17 protein-coding genes are annotated in these 17,435 nt (G+C 73.4%); 15 read left to right on the forward strand and 2 right to left on the reverse strand.

Annotated elements, in window-relative coordinates; translation table 11 throughout:
* Positions 1-12: 12 nt before the first annotated feature.
* The 3 genes from ACQ5SO_RS12520 (at position 13) to ACQ5SO_RS12530 (ending at position 1,915) form a co-directional block, all read left to right on the forward strand.
* Positions 13-108 (forward strand): hypothetical protein, encoded by a 96-nt coding sequence (locus tag ACQ5SO_RS12520; protein ID WP_430941988.1) that lies wholly within the window; start codon positions 13-15, stop codon positions 106-108.
* A 367-nt stretch (positions 109-475) separates the two neighbouring features.
* Positions 476-1,234 (forward strand): ribonuclease T2 family protein, encoded by a 759-nt coding sequence (locus ACQ5SO_RS12525; protein ID WP_430941943.1) that lies wholly within the window; start codon positions 476-478, stop codon positions 1,232-1,234.
* 138 nt (positions 1,235-1,372) lie between these two features.
* Entirely contained in the window at positions 1,373-1,915 is a 543-nt protein-coding gene (locus tag ACQ5SO_RS12530) for a PEP-CTERM sorting domain-containing protein (RefSeq protein WP_430941944.1), read from the forward strand.
* 129 nt (positions 1,916-2,044) lie between these two features.
* On the opposite strand, the gene ACQ5SO_RS12535 is transcribed toward ACQ5SO_RS12530, so the two are convergent.
* Entirely contained in the window at positions 2,045-3,691 is a 1,647-nt protein-coding gene (locus ACQ5SO_RS12535; protein WP_430941945.1) for a CTP synthase, read from the reverse strand.
* A 433-nt stretch (positions 3,692-4,124) separates the two neighbouring features.
* Here ACQ5SO_RS12535 and ACQ5SO_RS12540 point away from each other — a divergent pair, with 433 nt between their 5' ends.
* The 12 genes from ACQ5SO_RS12540 (at position 4,125) to ACQ5SO_RS12595 (ending at position 16,436) form a co-directional block, all read left to right on the forward strand.
* Positions 4,125-5,300, forward strand: a complete 1,176-nt coding sequence (locus ACQ5SO_RS12540; protein ID WP_430941946.1) for an SPOR domain-containing protein — start codon at positions 4,125-4,127, stop codon at positions 5,298-5,300.
* 113 nt (positions 5,301-5,413) lie between these two features.
* A complete protein-coding gene (locus tag ACQ5SO_RS12545) occupies positions 5,414-6,688 on the forward strand; it encodes a D-alanyl-D-alanine carboxypeptidase family protein (protein WP_430941947.1) in 1,275 nt (424 codons plus the stop codon).
* 29 nt (positions 6,689-6,717) lie between these two features.
* The gene (tmk, locus tag ACQ5SO_RS12550; RefSeq protein WP_430941948.1) at positions 6,718-7,386 is read left to right on the forward strand and encodes a dTMP kinase; all 669 of its coding nucleotides are present in this window, start codon (positions 6,718-6,720) and stop codon (positions 7,384-7,386) included.
* Positions 7,387-7,389: 3 nt separating this feature from the next.
* A complete protein-coding gene (locus tag ACQ5SO_RS12555; RefSeq protein ID WP_430941949.1) occupies positions 7,390-8,547 on the forward strand; it encodes a DNA polymerase III subunit delta' in 1,158 nt (385 codons plus the stop codon).
* 72 nt (positions 8,548-8,619) lie between these two features.
* Positions 8,620-9,438, forward strand: coding sequence for a TatD family hydrolase (locus ACQ5SO_RS12560; RefSeq protein ID WP_430941950.1), 819 nt, complete (start codon positions 8,620-8,622; stop codon positions 9,436-9,438).
* A complete protein-coding gene (locus tag ACQ5SO_RS12565) occupies positions 9,435-10,262 on the forward strand; it encodes an MBL fold metallo-hydrolase (RefSeq protein ID WP_430941951.1) in 828 nt (275 codons plus the stop codon). Before ACQ5SO_RS12560 ends, ACQ5SO_RS12565 begins: the two co-directional genes overlap by 4 nt.
* Entirely contained in the window at positions 10,259-11,215 is a 957-nt protein-coding gene (locus ACQ5SO_RS12570) for an AEC family transporter (RefSeq protein WP_430941952.1), read from the forward strand. Before ACQ5SO_RS12565 ends, ACQ5SO_RS12570 begins: the two co-directional genes overlap by 4 nt.
* Positions 11,216-11,291: 76 nt before the next feature.
* Positions 11,292-11,591 (forward strand): hypothetical protein, encoded by a 300-nt coding sequence (locus ACQ5SO_RS12575; RefSeq protein ID WP_430941953.1) that lies wholly within the window; start codon positions 11,292-11,294, stop codon positions 11,589-11,591.
* Positions 11,588-13,300, forward strand: a complete 1,713-nt coding sequence (locus tag ACQ5SO_RS12580) for a methyl-accepting chemotaxis protein (protein WP_430941954.1) — start codon at positions 11,588-11,590, stop codon at positions 13,298-13,300. Before ACQ5SO_RS12575 ends, ACQ5SO_RS12580 begins: the two co-directional genes overlap by 4 nt.
* Before the next feature lie 6 nt (positions 13,301-13,306).
* Positions 13,307-13,699, forward strand: coding sequence for a response regulator (locus ACQ5SO_RS12585; protein WP_430941955.1), 393 nt, complete (start codon positions 13,307-13,309; stop codon positions 13,697-13,699).
* Positions 13,700-13,783: 84 nt separating this feature from the next.
* Complete coding sequence (locus ACQ5SO_RS12590) at positions 13,784-16,048, forward strand: ATP-binding protein (protein ID WP_430941956.1); 2,265 nt, start codon at positions 13,784-13,786, stop codon at positions 16,046-16,048.
* Entirely contained in the window at positions 16,023-16,436 is a 414-nt protein-coding gene (locus ACQ5SO_RS12595; protein ID WP_430941957.1) for a response regulator, read from the forward strand. Before ACQ5SO_RS12590 ends, ACQ5SO_RS12595 begins: the two co-directional genes overlap by 26 nt.
* A gap of 27 nt (positions 16,437-16,463) precedes the next feature.
* Here ACQ5SO_RS12595 and ACQ5SO_RS12600 read toward each other — a convergent pair whose 3' ends face one another.
* Positions 16,464-17,426, reverse strand: a complete 963-nt coding sequence (locus ACQ5SO_RS12600; protein ID WP_430941958.1) for an alpha/beta fold hydrolase — start codon at positions 17,424-17,426, stop codon at positions 16,464-16,466.
* Positions 17,427-17,435 lie beyond the last annotated feature (9 nt).

Raw genomic sequence — 17,435 nt, forward strand, 5'->3', positions numbered from 1 at the left:
TATACCGAGGCGCTGAGCGCGGCGCAGCGGGCGGTGCGCGCCGACCCGGCCACCTCGGACCCGTTCTACTGGGCCGCCTTCGTGCTGGTGGGCGACGGCGGGCGCTGAGGCCGGGCGACGCGCGGGGCGGGCCGCGCGGAACAAGGCCCCCGCCGCGTCGACGGCTCGGATGGACCGCCGCGGGCACGCCCCGCGGCGGTCTTTTCATGGGCGCCTGTCTCCCCCGGCGCGGGCCCCCGCCCGTCCCGCCCCTTCGCGGGCCTCCGCACGTCTCGCCCCGACGCGGACCCCCGCCCGTCCCGCCCCGGCGGGGGACAGGGAGGCGGCGCGCCCCGCGGCCGGGCGGACCGGACGCGATCCATCAACGGTTAATTTATCGCCCCGTTCACGCCCGCGGCCTTGCGCGCCCGGCGGCGACGGGCGACGCTATGCGCATGTATTCCGCCGACCCGATCCCGACCGGGAGAGCCTGCCGATGCGCGCCGCGCTGATCGCCTTCGCCCTTTTCGCCGCCCTGCCGGCCGCGCTTCCGGCCGCCCTGCGCCCGGCGGCGGCGGCGGCGGAATCCACCTCGGCCACCCTCGCGCTGACCTGGGCCCCCGCCTTCTGCGAAACCCGCCGCACCCGGCCGCGGGAATGCGCCATGCTCGACGGCCGCGACCTGCCGGTCTGGACCGGGCGCTTCACCCTGCACGGGCTCTGGCCCAACGGGGGCGAGTATTGCGGGGTCGAGGACAGGATCCGGTTCCTCGACAAGAAGGGCGCCTGGAACCGGCTGCCGATGCCGCCCATGGGCAAGACCCTGCGCACCGAGATCCTGCGCGCCATGCCGGGGGCGCTGAGCGATTTGCACCGGCACGAATGGACCAAGCACGGCACCTGCCACCGGGCCCCCGGCGGCGCGGCGGAGTATTTCGAGGACGCGCTGTTCGCGCTGCGTGCGGTCAACCGCTCGGGCATCGCGGCGCTGATGCGCGAGCGGGTCGGCGGGCGGGTGCACGTGGACGAGCTGCGCGCCGCGCTGGACGAGACCTACGGCGCCGGGGCGGGCGCGCGCCTGCAGATGATCTGCGAGCGCGAGGAGAAGGGCGAGCGGGTGCTGGTGCGCGAGATCCGGCTGTCGCTGAACGGCAAGATCTCGCCCTACAGCGATTTCGGCCAGTTGCTGCATGACGCCCACCCGCGCAAGAAGGGCTGCAGCAGCGGCATCGTCGACGCGCAGGGCGAGCAGTAAGGCGGCGACCGCCGGACTTCTTAGCTGCCGCGACCGAATTTTTCGCTGCCGCAACCGGGGCGCCCACGGAGTGACGGAAACGACTCGCGATCAGTGCGACCGGTTGGGAATACATTTCCAATTCACGGGTCGAACGTCATGCGCCTTTCCCTGCTGCCCGCCGCCGCCGCCCTTGCGCTCCTGTCCACGCCGGTCATGGCCGCCTCGCTGACCGGCGACGTGGTGACGGCGACCCTGACCGCCGGGGGCTCCGAGTTCGCCGCCAACACCGCGGCGGTCTCGCCCAGCGTGACCGCGACCTTCACGCCCGGCGACGCCACCATCTCCGCCACGATCTCCGACGGCGTGATCGACCTGTTCTTCGACCTCGGAACCTTCCCCACCACCGGCGGGACGTCGACCTGGACCTTCACCGGCCTCGACTTCACCCCGGCGGCCGCGGTCTCGGCGCTGACGCTGGTGTCGGGCGATGCCGCGATCGTCTCGGGGCAGAGCTTCACCGCCGACAGCATCACCATCGAGGTCGTGGACCTGGTCGCCGCGACGCATGGCGTGCTGAACGAGCTGCAGTTCTCCTTCGCCGCGACCGAGGCGCCCGCCGACGTGCCCCTGCCCGCCGCCGCGCCGCTGGCGCTGCTGGGACTGGCCGCGCTGGGCGTGATCGGCCGCCGCCGGGGCTGAGCGCCCCCGGGGGGCCGCGCGCCCCGCCCGCGCCCCGCCCCGAAGACGAAAAGGCCCCGCCGGTCGCCCGGCGGGGCCTTTCGCGTCATGCGGTCCCGCGGCGGCCCGCAGGCCCCCGCGGCGGCGGGATCAGACCAGCCGCGACTGCTCGATCGCCGCGCGCACGAAGCTGCGGAACAGCGGGTGCGGGTCGAGGGGCTTGGACTTCAGCTCCGGGTGGTACTGCACGCCGACGAACCAGGGGTGGTCCTCGATCTCCATGATCTCGGGCAGCTTGCCGTCGGGCGACATGCCCGAGAAGCGCAGCCCGTGCGCCTCGAGCTGCTCGCGATAGGTCAGCGCGACCTCGTAGCGGTGGCGGTGACGCTCCTCGATCTGCTCGGTCCCGTAGATCGCGGCGACCTTCGAGTCCGGCGTGAGGGACGCGCGATAGGCCCCGAGGCGCATGGTCCCGCCCTTGTCGTCGCCCGCCTCGCGGGTCTCGACGCGGCCCGAGCCGTCCATCCATTCCTTCATGTGGTAGACGACCGGCTCGAACCGGGTGGCGCCCGCCTCGTGGTCGAACTCTTCCGAGCCCGCCTTCTCGATGCCCGCGAGGTTCCGCGCCGCCTCGATCACCGCCATCTGCATGCCGAGGCAGATGCCGAGATAAGGCACCTTGCGCTCACGCGCGAACCGGGCGGCGTTGATCTTGCCCTCGGTGCCGCGCTCGCCGAAGCCGCCGGGCACGAGGATGCCGTGGAAGCCCTCGAGGTTCGGGGCCGGGTCGCCATGCTCGAACACCTCGGAATCGAGCCATTCGACCTTCACCTTCACCCGGTTGGCGATGCCGCCATGGGTCAGCGCCTCGGAGATCGACTTGTAGGCGTCCTCGAGCTGCGTGTACTTGCCGACGATGGCGATGCGCACCTCGCCGTCCGGGTCGTGGATCGCGTCCACCACGTCGCGCCAGGGCGACAGGTCGGGGCGCGGCGCGGGGGAGATGCCGAAAGCGTCGAGCACGGCCTGGTCGAGCCCGTTCTGGTGATAGGCGATCGGGGCTTCGTAGATCGACTTGAGGTCGTTGGCGGCGATCACGCGCTCGGGGCGGACCGAGCAGAACATGGCGAGCTTGGCGCGCTCCTTGTCCGGGATCGGGCCCTCGGCGCGGCAGACGAGCACGTCGGGGGCGAGGCCGATGGAGCGCAGCTCCTTCACCGAGTGCTGGGTCGGCTTGGTCTTCAGCTCGCCCGAGGCGGCGATCCAGGGCAGCAGGGTGAGGTGCATGAACACGCACTGCCCCGCCGGTTTGTCGAGCGAGAACTGGCGGATCGCCTCGAAGAAGGGCAGGCCCTCGATATCGCCGACGGTGCCGCCGATCTCGCACAGCATGAAGTCGACCTCATCCTCGCCGATGGCGATGAAGTCCTTGATTTCATTGGTGACGTGCGGGATCACCTGGATGGTCTTGCCAAGGTAGTCGCCGCGGCGCTCCTTCTCGAGCACGTTGGAATAGATCCGGCCCGAGGAGATGGAATCGGTCTTGCGGGCCGCGACGCCCGTGAAGCGTTCGTAATGGCCGAGGTCGAGATCGGTCTCGGCCCCGTCATCGGTGACGAAGACCTCGCCATGCTCGAACGGGGACATCGTGCCCGGGTCGACGTTCAGGTAGGGGTCGAGCTTGCGCAGCCGGACCGAGTAGCCGCGGGCCTGCAGCAGCGCGCCCAGCGCGGCCGAAGCAAGACCCTTGCCCAGGCTGGAGACCACTCCGCCCGTGATGAAAACGAACCGCGCCATGTCGCTCGAACCCCGTTATTCTTTGGTCCCGGAGGAATGGTCCGGGAAATGGGTGAAGGGCGCCCTTACGCATGACGCCCGGCCCTGTCGGACCGGCGCTGCGGGACGCCCCCTGCACGGGAGTCACGAAGTACGGGATTCGGCGGCCCCCGGCAACCCGCCTCGGGCGCCGTCGGCGCGGTCCCCGGCGGCGGCCCGGTCGGCGCTCCCGTCGCCGGTCCGGTCGGCGGTCCGGTCGGCGGTCCGGTCGCTGGTCCCTGTGGCGCCCGCCCGGCGCGCGCGGCGCGCGGCGGCGGTTTTCTTCCCCGCCGCCTTGCGATAGCCTGCGCCCCCAGGCGAGGCGCGACGAGAGAGGCCCGGCGAACGGGCCCCCGAAGCGATGTCGGGCGAGGCGAGGAACGTGACGAGGACCGTGACGGGGCGACCCCATCTGATGCAGCCGCCGGGCGCGGCGCCGGCGCCGCGCGCCGCCGTCCCGCCCGCCTTCCGCGCCGCGGCGCTGCTGGCCTGCGCCGCGCTGGCGGCCGCCTGCGCCGGGCCGCAGCCGGGCGGCCCCCGCGGCGCCGCGGCCGACGCCGCCCCGGTGCCCCAGCGCGAACATGGCTTCATCCCCGACCCGGCCCGGTTCATGGCCGAGGGCGTGACGCTCTGGGACGGGCTGCCCTCGCTCGGCGGGGCCTGGGCCGCGCATCCCGGCGTCGCCGGTCAGATGATGGTCGAGGCCCGCAACCTCGAGACCGGCCGCGCCATCCGCCTTCCGGCGCTGCGGCTGATCGACAAGCCGGGCCGCCCGCAGATCCAGCTTTCGGGCGATGCGGCGCAGGCGCTGGGGATGACCCCCGGCACGCCCGCGCGCATCCGCCTGACCGCCCTGCGCGACGTCAGCCGCCCAGTGCTGCCCGCCGCGCCGACGGGCGGGGTGGAGCGGTTCGACCTCGCCGCCGCGCCTGCCCCCGCCGCCGCGACGCCGACGCCCGTGCGCGAGACCCCGGCGCACCGGATCGAACAGGCGCTGGAGACCGAGCGAGAGGCGCAGGAGGAGGCGCAGGCGGCGGCCGGGGCGCGACGCCCCGAGCCCGCGATCCGCCCGGACCTGAAGCGCAAGGCCGAGGCCGAGGCGGCGGCGCAGCCCGCCCCGCAAGCCCCGGCCCCGGCGCAGCCGAAACCGCTGGAACAGGCCGTAGCCGCCGCCCTCGCCGAGGCGCCCGAGACGCCGCCGCAGGCCCAGACCGAGGCGCCGACCGCCGCCCCGGCCGAGGCCCGCGCCCCGACCGCGCGGCCCGCGCATCGCCCGATCACCGCCGGACCCGCCCCGAAACCCGCGCAGGCGGCGGCCCCCGCCGCTGCCCCCGCACAGGCGCAGGCGCAGGCCCGGCCCGCCGCCCCCCCCGCCGCGCCCTTCGTCCAGATCGGCGCCTTCGGCCAGCCCGGCAACGCCGCGCGCGCCGCCGCCGCCTTCCGCGCCCTCGGCTTCGACGCCCGCGTCGTCCCCGCCGGGCGGCTCGAGCGGGTGCTGCTCGGCCCCTTCGCCACCCTCTCCGAAGCCGAGACCGCCCGCAGCGCCGCGGTGGCGGCGGGCTTCCGCGACGCCTATCTCGCCGCAAGATGACGCCCCGAACCCGGACGCGCCCCCAGCGGCCCGCCCGCGACCTTCCCCCCGCGCCGCCGCCCGCGCCTTCCCCCGCGGCAAGCGGCGCCATCCGCCACGGAGGCCCCTCGCCCGTGACCAGCATCGCCATGACCGCTCCCAATCCGCGCCCCAACCCGCGCCCCAACCCGCGCCGCCCCCTCGCCCGCCTCGCCGCCCCGGCGCTGGCGCTGGCCGCGGCCCTGCTCGCCGCCCTGCCCGCGACCCGGGCCGACGCGCAGGCCGCCCCGCTCGAGACCCGCGCCCGCGCCGCCCTGGTGGTCGACGCCACCACCGGGGCGACGCTGCTCGACAAGAACGCCGACATGCGGATTCCGCCCGCCTCCATGTCCAAGCTGATGACGCTCAACATGGTGTTCGAGGCGCTGGAGGAAGACCGGCTGACGCTGGACGACGAGTTCCGCGTCTCGGCCGCCGCCTTCCGCAAGGAAGGCTCGACCATGTACCTGCGCGAGAAGGACCGGGTGCGGGTCGAGGACCTGCTGCGCGGGGTGATCGTGCAGAGCGGCAACGACGCCTGCGTGGCGCTGGCCGAGGGCATCGCCGGGACCGAGGCCGCCTTCGCCGCCGCCATGAACGTGCGCGCCGAGGAGCTGGGCCTGACCGGCAGCCATTTCGCCAATTCCCACGGCCTGCCGCATCCCGAGCATTACATGACCCCGCGGGACCTCGTGACCCTCGGGATGCACATCATCAACGACTTCCCACAGCACTATCACTACTTCTCCGAGACCGCGTTCGAATGGGACGGCGTGCGCCAGCCCAACCGCAACCCGCTGCTGGGCGTGGTCGAGGGAGCCGACGGGATGAAGACCGGCCATACCGAGGAAGCGGGCTACGGCCTCGTCGGCTCGGTCGCCCGCGACGGGCGGCGGATCGTGTTCATGTTCGGCGGGCTCGACAGCAAGGCCGAGCGGGCCGAGGAGGCCGAGCGCATCGCCTCCTGGGCGTTCCGGCAGTTCTCGAATGAACGCCTCTACAAGGCCGGGGACCTGCTGGGGGTGGCCGATGTCTGGATCGGCGACCGGCCGCAGGTGGCGCTGACGGTGGCCGAGGACCTGCTGGTCACCCTGCCCGTCGGGATCCGCGAGAAGCTGGTGGCCAAGCTCAACTGGGAAGGGCCGATCGAGGCGCCGGTGGCCAAGGGCCAGCCGATCGCCACGCTGACCCTGGCCGCGCCGGGGATCGAGCCGATCACCGCGCCGGTTGTGGCCGCCGAGAGCGTGGGCCGGGGCGGGTACATCACTCGCCTCAAGGCCGCCGCGGGGCTGCTGCTGCGCGACGTGATGGGCGCGGCGACCGGGGGCGGCGACGCCCCCGCGCCGGCGGAAGCGGGGGCCGAGGGGTGAGCGCGGCGGCGGATCCTTCCACGCCCGGCGTGTTCATCAGCTTCGAGGGCGGCGACGGCGGCGGCAAGACCACGCAATTGCGCCTGCTGGCCGACGCCCTGCGCGGCGCCGGCCGCGAGGTGGTGGCGACGCGCGAGCCGGGCGGCGCCCCGGGGGCCGAGGAGATCCGCCGCCTCGTGCTCGAGGGCGCGCCGGGCCGCTGGTCCGCCGTCTCGGAACTGCTGCTCTTCAACGCCGCGCGGCGCGAGCACCTGGAGCGGACCATCCGCCCCGCCCTCGCCCGCGGCGCCGTGGTGCTGTGCGACCGCTTCGCCGACAGCACCCGCGTCTACCAGGGTCTTGGCCGCGACAGCGGCGAAGGCGCCCCGCCGGAGATGGTCGAGGCGCTGCACGCGCTGGTGATCGGGCTGGAGCCCGACCTGACGCTGATCCTCGAATTGCCGCCCGAGGAAGCCCTCGCGCGGGCCGAGGCGCGCATGGCCGGGGCCTCGGCCGCGCAAGGCGGCGCCGAGAGCCGGTTCGAACGCTTCGGCGCCGATTTCCAGTCCCGCGTGCGCGACGGGTTCCGGGCGCTGGCCGCCGCCCACCCGGCGCGCTGCCGCCTCGTGGACGCCTCGGGCGCCCCGGAGGAGGTGCAGGGCCGCATCCGCGCCGCCGCCCTGCCCCTGCTGCCCGAACTGTCGCGCGAGGACGCCTGACCCATGGCCGCCGATGACGACGACGCGCTGATCCCGGAACCCGACCGCGCGCCGAACGCCCCCCACCCGCGCGAGGTCGCGGCCCTTTACGGCCAGCGCGCGGCGGAGGCCGAGTTCCTCACCGCCCTGACCGGCGGGCGCATGCATCACGGCTGGCTGCTGACCGGGCCGCGGGGCGTGGGCAAGGCGACGCTGGCCTGGCGCATCGCGCGCCACCTGATCGCCCATGGCGCGCCGCAGGACAGCATGGACGCGCTGTTCGCCCCCGCCCCGGTGGAAAGCCTGGCGATGGACCCGGAGGCGCCGGTGTTCCGCCGCTGCGCCGCGCTGTCCGAGCCGCGGCTGAAGCTGATCCGCCGCACGCCGGACCCCAAGACCAAGCGGATGCGCACCCAGATCGTGGTGGACGACGTGCGCACGCTGCGCGACTTCACCGGGCTGTCCGCCGCCGATGGCGGCTGGCGCGCGGTGATCGTCGACCCGGCCGAGGAGATGAACCCCGCCGCCGCCAACGCCATCCTGAAGATGCTCGAGGAACCGCCCGCGCGCTGCATCTTCCTGCTGGTCAGCCACGCGCCCGCGCGGCTGCTGCCCACCATCCGCTCGCGCTGCCGGACGCTGGCGCTGCGCCCGCTCGACGAGGGGGCGCTGGTGCGCGCGGCCTCGGAAGCGGCGCCCGACCTGCCGCCCCCGTCCGAGGCGCTGGCGGAACTGGCGGGCGGCTCGGTGGGCGAGGCGCTGCGGCTGGCCGCGGCCGACGGCACGGACATCTACGCCGAGCTGCTGCAGCTTCTGCGCAACGCGCCGGGGATGGACCGCGACGCCGCGCATCGCCTGGCCGAAAGCGCCGCCGGGCCGGGGACGGAGGGCGCGCGGGAGATGCTGGCCCGCCTCGGCGCCGTCTTCGCCCAGCGCATGGCCCGCGCCGCCGCCATGGGCCCGCCGCGGGCCGAGGCGGGGCCCGGGGAAGCGCGGATGATGGCCCGCCTTGCCGCCACGGACGCGCAGGCCCGCATCTGGGCCGAGGCGGCGGCGTCCTGGGAGGCGCGTCTTGACCGCGCGCTCGGCGTCAATCTTGACCCAGGCCAGGCGTTCCTTGATACGTTGCTCGCGCTCGACGCCGCCGCCGGGCGGGCCGCGTCCGTCCCCGAACGGGCCTGACGCCCCCCGCCCGCCGCACGCCTATCCGCCGCGCGCCGCGCCTGCCTGACCCGCCTTGCCGGAGCCTTCCCGATGCCGCCGATCCTCGTGGACAGCCATTGTCATCTCGATTTCCCCGATTTCGAAGGGGAGCTGCCGGACGTGGTGGCCCGGGCGAAAGCCGCGGGCGTCGCGCGCATGGTCACCATCTGCACCCGGCTGCGGCAGGAACCGCAGGTCCGCGCCATCGCCGAGGCGCACGACGAGGTCTTCTTCGCCGCCGGCACCCACCCGATGTCCGTGGACAAGGAGCCGATGGCGACGGTCGAGCAGCTCTGCGAGATCGCCGCGCACCCGAAGATGGTCGGGATCGGCGAGACGGGCCTCGATTATCACTACACGGCCGAGAGCATGGCGGTGCAGCAGGAGAGCCTGCGCCTGCATATCGAGGCCGCGCGGCGCACCGGCCTGCCCCTGATCATCCACAGCCGCGACGCCGATGACGACATGGCCCGGATCCTGGCGGAAGAGCACGCCGCCGGGGCCTATTCTTGCGTGATGCACTGCTTCTCCAGCTCCGAGGCGCTGGGGCGCGCGGCGCTCGACCTCGGCTTCTACCTGTCGATGTCCGGCATCGCGGCCTTCCCGAAATCCACCGCCCTGCGGGAGATCTTCGCCGCCGCGCCGCTGGACCGCATCCTGGTGGAGACCGACAGCCCCTATCTCGCGCCCCCGCCCCATCGCGGCAAGCGCAACGAGCCCGCCTATACCGCGCTGACCGCGGTCAAGGGCGCCGAGGCGTTCGGCATCTCCGTGGACGAGTTCGCCGCCGCCACCACCGCCAATTTCGACCGCCTGTTCGCCAAGGCCGCGGCCTGGACCGCGGCGCATGGCTCGGAGGCCGCGGAATGACCGACACGCTGCGCTTCACCATCCTCGGCTGCGGGTCCTCGGGCGGCGTGCCGCGCCTCGGCGGCGTCTGGGGCGCCTGCGATCCCGAGAACCCGAAGAACACCCGCCGCCGCTGCTCCATGCTCGTGGAACGCGAGGGGCCCGAGGGCGTCACCTCGGTGCTGATCGACACCTCGCCCGACATGCGCTCGCAGCTGCTGGACGCCAATGTCGGGCGGCTCGACGGGGTGATCTACACCCATGAGCACGCCGACCACACGCACGGGCTCGACGATCTGCGGATGATCGTCTTCAACATGCGCAAACGCATCCCCGTCTGGGCGGACGGGCCGACGCAGAGCAGCCTGCTCAACCGCTTCGGCTACGCCTTCGTGCAGCCCGAGGGCTCGCCCTACCCGCCGATCCTCGACCTGCGGACCATCGACGGGACCGTGCGGATCGAGGGGGTCGGCGGCGCCATCGAGTTCCAGCCCTTCGAGGTCAATCACGGCTCCATCGACGCGCTGGGCTTCCGCATCGGGCCGCTGGTGTACCTGCCCGACGTCGCGCAGATGTCCGATGACGGCTGGGCGGCGCTGGAGGGGGCGGACACCTGGGTGGTGGACGCGCTGCGCTACACGCCCCACCCGACGCATTCGCACCTGGACCAGACCCTGGGCTGGATCGAGAAATCGGGCGTGCGCCGGGGCGTGATCACCAACATGCATGTCGATCTCGACTACGCGACGGTCGAGGCCGAGACCCCCGCCCACGTGATCGCCGCCTATGACGGGATGCGCCTCGACTTCGCCCGGGACGGCGACGGCTGGGCGGCGCGGGCGTGATCGACAGCCTCCTCTTCGTCCTCGAGACGGTCCTGCCGGTCTTCTTCGTGGTCGGGGCGGGGTATTTCTGCCGCCGGGTGAACCTGCTGGCCGACAGCGTGACCACGGGTCTGCTGACCTTCACCACCACCATCGCGGCGCCGGTGCTGCTGTTCCTCGGGATGTACAATCTCGACCTGGGCGAGATGTTCCGCGCCGACCTGCTGGTCAGCTTCTACGCCGGGGCCATCGCCTGCTTTTTCCTCGCCATGTTCGGCGCGCGGAAGATCTTCGGGATGCGGCCGGGGGAATCGGTGGCGGTAGGCTTCGCGGCGCTGTTCTCGAACTCGCTGCTGCTCGGCGTGCCGGTGACCGAGCGCGCCTACGGGACCGACGCGCTGGGGCCGAACTTCGCGATCATCGCGATCCACGCGCCGCTTTGCTACATGATCGGCATCACGGCGATGGAGATGAGCCGCGCCGACGGCCGCGGGGCCGCGGCCACCGCGCGCGCGGTGGTGACGGCGATGTTCCGCAACGCGCTGACCATCGGCATCGCCATTGGCCTCGCGTTCAACCTGCTGGGCCTGCGCATGCCCGGGCCGCTTGAAGGCGGGGTCGAGATGCTGGCCCGCGCGGCGCTGCCCGTGGCGCTGTTCGGCCTCGGCGGGGCGCTGACGCGCTATTCGCTGCGCAAGGGGATCGGCCCGGCGGCGATGGTGGCGGGGATCGGGTTGATGATCCACCCGGCGATCACCTTCGGGCTGTCGGCCGGGGTGTTCGGCCTGCCCGAGGGCATGGTCCGCTCGGCCACCCTCACCGCCTCGATGCCGCCGGGCGTCAACGCCTATGTCTTCGCGGCCATGTACGCCCGCGCGGTGGGCGAGGCGGCCTCGGCCGTGCTGCTGGCCACCGCGATCTCGGTGCTCAGCGTCTCGGCCTGGCTGGTCGCGGTGTCGCACGCGGGGTTCTAGGGGCCCCGCCGCTCAGTTTTCCGAAAGGTTTGGCCCGTATTCCCGTTGGTGAACGCCCAACGGGAGTGCCATGCCCATGTCGCCGATCTCGGCCCTTTGCTTCGCGCTGCTCGCCGCCGCGCCGCTCGCGACCGCCATCGCGTCGGCGCCGGAACCGCGTGCGGGCGAGGCGATGGTCGTGGTGGCGCCGCCCTGGCGCGACGCCGCGGCGCTGGCCGCCTCGGCCGGGGGCCTGGTGCTCCGCCAGGGGCGCATTCCCGCCGTGGCGATGAGCTACGCGCCCGACCCCGACCACGCGGACGCCCTGCGCCGCGCCGGGGCCATCGCGGTGCTGCCCGCCGACCTTGCCCTCATCCTGTGCGAGCCCAGTCCATGACCGACGAAACCGCCATTCCCTTCGCCGGAAAGCTGACCAACCTGCGCCCCGGCCGAATGCTTCTGAACCTCGCCTGGGCGCATTCGCCCATCGTGGCGGGCATCGCCTGGGCGAACGGCAACCCCGCGCTCTGGATCCTGGGGCTGTCGCTGCTGATGAACGCGCTGGCCGAGCTTGACCGCATCCGCGACAACCTGCGGGCGCGGTCGACCTACGGGCTGGCGCTGATGATGCAGGTGGGGCTGCTGATCGCGGCGATGAAGGGCCACCCCTGGCAGGTGGAGGCGCATTTCTGGATCTTCGGCCTGCTGGCGATGCTCAGCGTGCTGAACTCGATCAAGGTGCAGCTGGTGGCCGCCGGGGGCATCGCGGTGCACCACCTGTCGCTGGTCTTCCTCGCGCCCGAGCTGCTGTTCCATCATGACGGGAGCGATCTCGTGCGCACCATGGTCCATGCCGCGGTGGTGGTGGCCGAGACCATCGCGCTGTGCTGGATCATCGCGCTGCGCCAGGCCGAGCAGCGCCAGGTCGAGGAGACGCTGGCCGAGGCCCGCGCCGCCGCCGACGCCGCCGCCCGCGCGCGGGAGGAGCTCGACAATTCCACCCGCCTCGCCGACGACGCCCGCGCCGGGATGCTGGAGGGGCTGCGCAGCGGCGTCGGCGCCGCGGTGGGTCGGGCGCGCGACGGCGACCTCGCCGCCCGCGTCGACAGCCGCTACGACGAACCCGCGCTGGATGAGCTGGTGAGTTCCGTCAACGGGCTGCTGGAGACGGCGGAGGCCCAGTTCTCCGAGGTCGGCCGCGCCCTCGGCGCCTATGCCGACAGCGACCTGACCGTGCGCCTCGAGGGCACGAGCGGCGGCGCCTTCGCCCGCATCCGCGCGGACGCGAATGCGGCCGGCGAGCGGCTGAGCGAGGTGATGACCGAGATCCAGGGCCTGCTGGGCGAGGTGATGGAGGTCTCCCAGACCCTCGACGGCGACGCGGGAGAGCTGGCCAAGCGTTCCGAGAGCCAGGCCGCCTCGCTCGAGGAAGTCGCCGCCTCGATGGAGGAGATGGCCCGCTCCGGCCGGACCAACCACGAGCGCCTGAACCAGGCCGAGGACCGCGCGCGCGAGGTGAGCCGCCGGACCGAGGAGGGCGAGGGCACGGTGCGCGAGGCCGTCGCCGCGGTCGAGAAGATCGAGAGCGGCGCGGCCCGGATCACCGAGATCATCGCGGTCATCGAGGCGATTTCGTTCCAGACCAACCTGCTGGCGCTGAACGCCGCCGTGGAATCGGCCCGCGCGGGCGAGGCCGGCAAGGGATTCGCCGTCGTCGCCGCCGAGGTGCGCACCCTGGCGCAGCGCAGCTCCGAGGCCGCGCGCGACATCGCCGGGTTGATCAACGAGAGCACCGAGAGCGTCGCCGCCGGCGCCGCCCTGGTGCGCCGCACCGGCGAGGCGCTGGGCGGCATCCGCGAGGCGATCGGGGAGCTCGAGCACGGCATCGGCGCGGTGGTCGAGGCGAGCCGGGAGCAGACCGAGGGCGTGTCCGAGGTCAACAAGTCCGTCTCCCATGTCGACCAGATGACCCAGGCGAACTCCGCCACCGCCGACCGCACCGCCCGCGCCGCCGCCAGCCTGCGCGACCGGATCGAGGCGCTGGAACAGGTGACCGCCGCCTTCCGCCTGCCCGCGCGCGGCGGCCGGTCCCGCGACGCGGCCTGATCCGCGATGCGGCTGCTCTATGTCGAGGATGACGAGGACCTGCGCGAGCTGACCGCGCTGGTCCTCGACGGCCGGCCCGACCTGTCGGTGACCATGGTCGGCTCCGGCGAGGCCGCGCTCGACGCCCTCGCCGCCGCCGACGCCCCCTTCGACGCGCTGGTGATCGACGCGGGCCTGCCGGGGCTGAGCGGCCCCGAGGTGGTCCGCCGCCTGCGCGCCGACCCGGGCCACGACCGCATGGCGGTGCTGTTCTGCACCGGCCGCGCCGAGGCGGCCTTCCACGACGACCTCCTCGGGGCCGGGGCGGACGAGGTGCTGGTCAAGCCGGCGCCGCTCGACCGGATCCCCGAGCGCGCGGCCGCCTGCCTCGAACGGCGCCGGGCCGCCGCGGGCGAATGATCCGCCCTTTACCGTCGCAATACTTTCTCAACCCTGCCGCCGCAGGATGACCATTCCCGTCCCTGTCCCGAGCCGGAGACGCGCATGGTTTCGCTGCGCCTCAAGATCATCCTGTTGATCGCCCTCGTCTCGGGGCTCTGCGCCGTGCTGTCGGTCGGCCTGATCACCGCGCGCCACGCGCAGAAGGAAACCATCGCCCGCGCCGCCACGCTGCTGAGCGACGAGGCCAGGCTGGTCGCCATGCGCGTGCAGGACAACCTGGAGCTGCCGCGCCGCGACATCGCCCTGCTCGCCGGAACCCCGCCGATCCCCGGCCTGATGCGCGCGGCCGACAATGCCGGGATCGATCCGCGCGACGGCTCCTATGCCAGCCAGTGGAAGGACCGGCTCGCCGACATCTTCAAGGCGCTGCTGCGCACCCATGACGCCTATTTCCAGGCCCGCCTCGTCTCGCTCCAGGGCGAAGGGCGGGAGATCGTGCGGGTGGAGCGCATCGACGGCGCGCTCGTCCGCACCCCCGAGGACGCGCTGCAGGAGAAGGCCTCCGAGGCCTATTTCCAACGCGCGCTGGCGCTTCAGAACGGCGAGGTCGCGGTGGGCGAGACTTCCTACAACCGCGAGAACGGCGTGCGCGACCCGCGCAACATCCGCGCGGTGCGGTTCTACACCCCGATCTACACCCCCGACGGCGAACCCTTCGCCTTCCTGATCATCAACGCCGACCAGCACCTGCTGCTGCGCGATGCGCTGCGCCGGATCGACCCGGTCCACAACGTGCTGATCGTCTATGGCGACGGCGATTACGGGGTCAGCCACGCCTCGCGGCGGTTCAACGCCATCGATGTCGGCCATGTCGACGAAGACCGCGCGCCCCCCGCCGCGCTGGCGCTGCTCGACACCCATGGAACGGAGCCGTGGTACGTCGTGGGCGACGAGCTGCACGGCGTCTACACCGTGCCCCGCGGCCCCGGCGCCCGGACCCGCGCGGTGGCCTGGGAACGGATCGACGAGATGGTCGGGACGGCCCGCGCCGCGGTGATCGATTCGACCCTCGTCGCCCTCGTCTTCGCCGGGCTCGCCACCCTGGTCGGCGGCGTCGCCGCCTCGCGCATGACCGACGGGCTGCGCAACCTCGCCGTCGCCGTGCGCGGCCATGCGCTCGGCCGCCCCACCCTCGACGTCCCCGAGATCCCGAACGACGAGACGGGCGAGCTGATCCGCGCCTTCAACAGCCTGCTGCGCCGCCTCTCGACCACCGAGATGAAGGCCCAGGCCGTGCTCGGCGACCTGATGGACGCGGTGGTGGTGATCGACGAGCGGGGCATTATCGAGGAATTCAGCCGCGCCGCCGAGCGCCTGTTCGGCTATTCCGAGCAGGAGGCGATCGGCGCCAGCGTCAACATCCTGATGCCCCAGGTCGACCGCGAGGCCCATGACGCGGCGCTGGAGACCTACCGGCAGACCGGCAAGCGCCACCTGATCGGCAACCGGCGCGAGGTGCTGGCCGCCCATCGCGATGGCGCGCCCTTCCCCGTCGACATCGCGGTCAGCGAGATCCGCGTCGGCTCGCGCCGCATGTACTCGGCCGTGATCCGCGACGCCTCGGACAAGCGCGACCGCAAGCGCACCGACGAATTCATCTCCACCCTGAACCACGAGCTGCGCACGCCGCTGACGTCGGTCAACGCCTCGCTGGCGATGCTGGAGCAATCCGCGGGCGAGGCGCTCGACACCCGCTCCGCGCGGCTGCTGGAACTGGCGCGCAAGGGCTGCGAGCGGCTGATGCGGATCGTCAACGACATGCTCGACATCGAGCGGGTCCGGGAGGGGCGGCTGGAATTCAAGCGCGAGGTGGCCGACCTGCGCGAGCTGACGCGCGAGACGGTGGACCGGATGCGCGCGCTGGCCGACGAGAAGCGCCTGGTCCTGTCGCTGGAGCTGGACGCGGCCCCCTGCCCGGCCACGGTGGACCCGCTGCGCTTCTCGCAGGCGCTCTCGAACCTTCTGTCCAACGCGCTGCGCCACTCGCCCGTCGGCGCGAAGGTCGAGGTCAGCGCCCGGCGCACGGCCGGCCGCGGCCTGCGGGTGACGGTGCGCGACCACGGGCCGGGCATCCCCGAGGCGTTCCGCGACAAGGTGTTCGAACGCTTCGCCCAGGCCGAGAACCACGGCGGCGGCAGCGGCCTGGGACTGAGCATCGCGCGCAGCCTGATCCGCGCCTTCGGCGGCGAGCTGAGCTTCGATTCGCGCGAGGGCGCGGGCGCAGCTTTCCACATCGACCTGCCCCTGCACGGCGGGCGCGTTCCAGACAAGGAGTCGTCAGTTGACCACGCGCGTACTGTATCTTGAGGACGAGCCCGACATCGCCGAAGTCACCGCCATGGCGCTCGAGATGATCGGCGGCTACGAGCTGCGCCACTGCGACCGCGGCGCCGCGGCGCTGGCCGAGGCCGAGCGTTTCAAGCCGGACCTGTGCCTGTTCGACGTGATGATGCCCGGCATCGACGGCGTCGCCACCTATCGCGCGCTGCGGGCGCGCGACGGCGCGAACGCGCCGCCGGTGGTGTTCCTCACCGCGAAGGCCCAGCTGCACGAACAGGCGGCCTATCTCGACGAAGGCGCGCTGGGGGTGATCGTGAAGCCGTTCGACCCGGTGGAGCTGTGCGCGAAGCTCGAGGGGCTGATGGCCCTCAAGCCGCCCGGCGACGGCGACCCGCCGCCCGCCCCCGACGCCTGATGGCGCGCAAGGGCGACCGGCCGCGCGTCAGGCGCCCGGACAGGGCGCCACGGGGGGCGGCGCGCCCGCGTCCAGCGGCGCCCCGGGCAGAAGCCGCGCCCCCGCCCGCGCCGCGGTGCGCGCGACGATGCCCGCGATCTCGCCCAGGACCGGCTCGGGCAGGTCATGGCCCATGCCGTCGATCTCCACCATCTCGGCGCCCGGAATGGCGGCGGCGACCGCGCGCCCGGCCTCGATCCGGTGCAGCGGATCCTGCCGCCCGTGGATCACCGTCACCGGCAGGCGCAGCCGCGCCAGCTGCCGCTCGCGCCCCGGGGCGGCCAGCATCGCCGCGCGCTGCCGGGCCACGCCGTCCGGGCGCCAGGCCCGCTGCATGTCCGCGCGGATGCGGGCGCGCAGCTCCTCGGGATCCGGCGTCCAGCCGGGCGAGCCGAGCGAGACCAGCAGCCGCACCACGGCGTCGAGATAGCTCTGCATGTCCGCCGCCGGGTCCGGCAGCGGCACGGCCAGCGCCGCCCGCGCCGCGCGGCTGGCCCGCGGCAGGGTCAGCCGCCCCGAGGTCGAGGAGATGATGGTGAGCGAGCGCACCCGCGCCGGGTGCTCGATCGCCAGCAGCTGCGCGATGGTCCCGCCCATCGACACGCCGAGCACGTGCGCGCTCTCCAGCCCCATCGCCCCGATCAGCGCGGCGACGTCGGCGGCCATGTCCGACAGGGTGTAGGGCGCTGGGCTGCGCAGCCCGAGCAGGCGCGCGGCCAGCACCCCGGCCATGCCCGGCCGCCCGGCGGCCTCGGCCCCCTCGGACAGGCCCGCGTCGCGCGGGTCGAAGACGATCAGGCGAAAGCCGCGTTCCGCGAGGTGGTCGAGAAAAGACGTGGGCCAGCTGGTCAGCTGCATGCCCAGCGCATTGATGAGGACCAGGGGCGCGCCCCGGCGAGCCCCGTATTGTTCGACGCAGATCTTCAATCCATTGGCGGAAACGATCGGCATCTACGCCTT

This window comes from Rhodovulum sp. DZ06 (assembly GCF_050586345.1).
Lineage (GTDB): Bacteria > Pseudomonadota > Alphaproteobacteria > Rhodobacterales > Rhodobacteraceae > JBOCEF01.